This is a genomic window from Paraburkholderia sp. RL18-085-BIA-A (assembly GCF_046027075.1).
GTDB lineage: Bacteria > Pseudomonadota > Gammaproteobacteria > Burkholderiales > Burkholderiaceae > Paraburkholderia.
This window is the reverse complement of sequence record NZ_JARESU010000344.1, coordinates 1-2,626: the sequence shown is the minus strand read 5'-3', so window position 1 is coordinate 2,626 and position 2,626 is coordinate 1. Positions and strand designations below refer to the sequence as shown.

Sequence of the window (2,626 nt, the reverse complement as noted above, 5' to 3'; positions counted from 1 at the left end):
TTCGAGAGCCGGCATCAGTAGCGCAGTCAACGCGAAATGGCCGAGTACGTTGGTGCCAAATTGCAGCTCGAAGCCGTCCGCAGTCTCGAGCCGTTTCGGCGGCGCCATGACGCCAGCGTTGTTGATCAGAATGTGAATTGGGCATTGCTCGGCGAGTTTCCCCTGCGCGAACTGGCGGACGGACGCAAGCGATGCGAGATCGAGAATCGCCAGTTCGGCACGAGCGTCGGGCGCGGCGGCGTTCAGACGGGCTAAGGCCGCTTCTCCGCGTTGTTTATCGCGGCATGCAAGTATGACTTGCGCGCCCTTGCGCGCAAGAGTCAATGCGGCATGGTAGCCAATGCCGCTGTTCGCTCCAGTGATGAGAACTCGCTTGCCGATCTGCTGTGGAATATCGGTTATGGTCCACTGTTTGCTCATGTTGCTCTTGCTCAGCATAGGGTAGTCAACTGCGAGACTACCACTAGAAAGTTTAGTGGCGTCGCTACCGGGCAGGCAGCAGTTCCCCGCGATGCTTTTTCAAGGGTGAAGTGCAACAGCGGGCTTAATGTTTAGAGCGGCAGATACCTGTTTGGCATGCCGATCTACCGTCAGGCAGGACTGCTATGCCGCTTCGGCGACGACATCTCGTCGAACCGGTCGCCGTCAGCGTCGTGCGCGTGGGGCTGGCAGCTCTGCCGGTGATCAACCTGATGCGCGATGCACTGCTTGAGTCAGACCTGATCTATGGCGACGAAACCACCTTCCAGGTGCTTAAGGAGCCGGGGCGACGACCACAAACCAAGAGCTATATCTGGGCTCAGATGAATGGTTCAGCACCGCCTATACGGCTGTTCACCTACACCCCCGGATGCGACGCGAAACACGCAGCGCAGCTCTATGCCGATATCAATCCCCGCGCCGCATTGATGACCGACGGGTACGAGTTATACAGCGGCATCGCGCACGCTCATCAACTCGTCCACCTTGGATATCGGCTCACGCGAGGCGTGCGCTCGTCGAGACCGAGGACGCGGTGCCCAAAGCGGCCAGCACGCCAAACCTGTTGGCGACGCGCTTCATCCACCTGATGGGAAGGCTGTTTGCTGCCGAGGCGCGTAGCGCAAAGTGGTCAGCCGATCGGCGCAAGCGACTACGATGCCGCTACAGCGAACGCGTGCTCGCTATCATCAAGCAAACACTGATCGAACATCTGCCCACCGTCGTTCCCGGCAGCATGCTGGGCAAAGCATTGCAGTATCCAAGTAGTCAATGCCCGAAGCTTAGCCTCTACGTCGAACATGGCGACTGGCCTATCTCGAACAACCCCTGCGATCACGTCGAGCGAGTAATGCAGGCGCTTGAGCACGCACGCCACGACTGGATTCAGGCTCTGCTTCATCGATCAAATCGTTCGTCTTGACGCATCAAGCATAGTAGGCCGTCTCACTGCGACAGGACCAGTCCACCTGACAGCCTTCGAGATGACTGCCTGTCCGCGCGGCAACTGCTGAAGCCTGCACCTACCCGTGCCGCCGCCCTGGCAGCGCCGCAATCAGCCAGGACGGCAGCGCCCGCGCTCGCGGCCGGGACCGACGACGAAAACGTTCTAGCGCCTGGTTTCAAGAACCGAAGTAAATCGGCTTCATGCCGTCATTGGGGTCCGGGCGAATCGATGAACGGATCGCATGTTCCATCGAACCGATTGAATGATCCAGCGAACGAAGCGGATGATATGAACCCGACGCCGATGTGCCAGTGGCCACACCACCGTAGCTGGACGCAGTGCCGTTCTGCATGGCGGCGCTGCTAACAGGCGCGTTCGATTGAGCAAACGAAACAGCCGGGATGGCGAGTACTGCGGCAACTGCAATGGCTTGAACGAGCGACTTCATGCTAAACCTCCATTCTTGGTTTTGCTGCGAACTATTGTCCGGAGCGGGTGATTCAGAGTCTAAGTAAGAGGGCGCTCATAATTAAGTACCTTGCGCACAAGGGTGAATTGCGATTTTAGGTGTTAACCCTAATATCTGTCGTTAGGGGTTCTCTTGTTGACCTTGCATATTGGGCTGCCTTTGCACGCGGAGAGTTTGCGTCGAGCATCGCAACGACGCGGGTGTCCGGCCAATTCGGAAGACAACAAGTATTTGAATAGGCAGCGATTGAGGCATTGCACGCCGCCCAGCCCCATAGCATTCCAAGGCCTGCCCACCGTCACTCTGCGCGCGAAAAACAAGGGGATTCAAATTGGAGGGACGGTGAACCAACTAGCAGGCCCCGCGCTCGCAAGCGGGACGATTACCGTGATACATGTTGTCGCACGTATGGACCGGACCTATTCACCCAGCCGTGATGGCTTGCGGGGCTCGAATTCACGCACCACCACGCTCGCGCCTCCCTCTCTCCAGGTTTAAGTCACCGCTCTATCCCCCTTATATGCGACTCCGTTTCGAAATTCTTTCGAAAAGCCGGCAATTCCACTCGATAAACGCCCGGTCCCCAGCCGCTTCTAAAGCGCAAATCACCCATTCGAATTCGCGCGAGAAGAAATTAACCTAGAGCGTGTTAGGCACTTTTTGTCGGACCTGGTATCCTGGCAGGATGAAAAAACGCAGGTCCTACCCAACGGATGTGTCGGACGAAGAGC

At 57.6% G+C, this 2,626-nt stretch carries 2 protein-coding genes and 1 pseudogene; 1 reads left to right on the top strand and 2 read right to left on the bottom strand.

Annotated features, from left to right (window positions below):
* Positions 1-420 (bottom strand): SDR family NAD(P)-dependent oxidoreductase (locus P0D89_RS52160; RefSeq protein WP_408370875.1); only part of this gene is annotated, 420 nt, incomplete at its 3' end.
* 135 nt (positions 421-555) lie between these two features.
* On the opposite strand from P0D89_RS52160, the pseudogene P0D89_RS52155 reads away from it, so the two are divergent.
* Positions 556-1,327 (top strand): annotated as a pseudogene (locus P0D89_RS52155) (IS66 family transposase); the annotation flags it as partial.
* A 274-nt stretch (positions 1,328-1,601) separates the two neighbouring features.
* Here the strand turns inward: P0D89_RS52155 and P0D89_RS52150 are convergent.
* Positions 1,602-1,874, bottom strand: coding sequence for a hypothetical protein (locus P0D89_RS52150; RefSeq protein WP_408370877.1), 273 nt, complete (start codon positions 1,872-1,874; stop codon positions 1,602-1,604).
* Positions 1,875-2,626 lie beyond the last annotated feature (752 nt).

Excerpts from the sequence above, each read along its gene's own strand:
- P0D89_RS52150 (WP_408370877.1), bottom strand. The coding sequence starts at position 1,874 with ATGAAGTCGCTCGTTCAAGCCATTGCAGTTGCCGCAGTACTCGCCATC.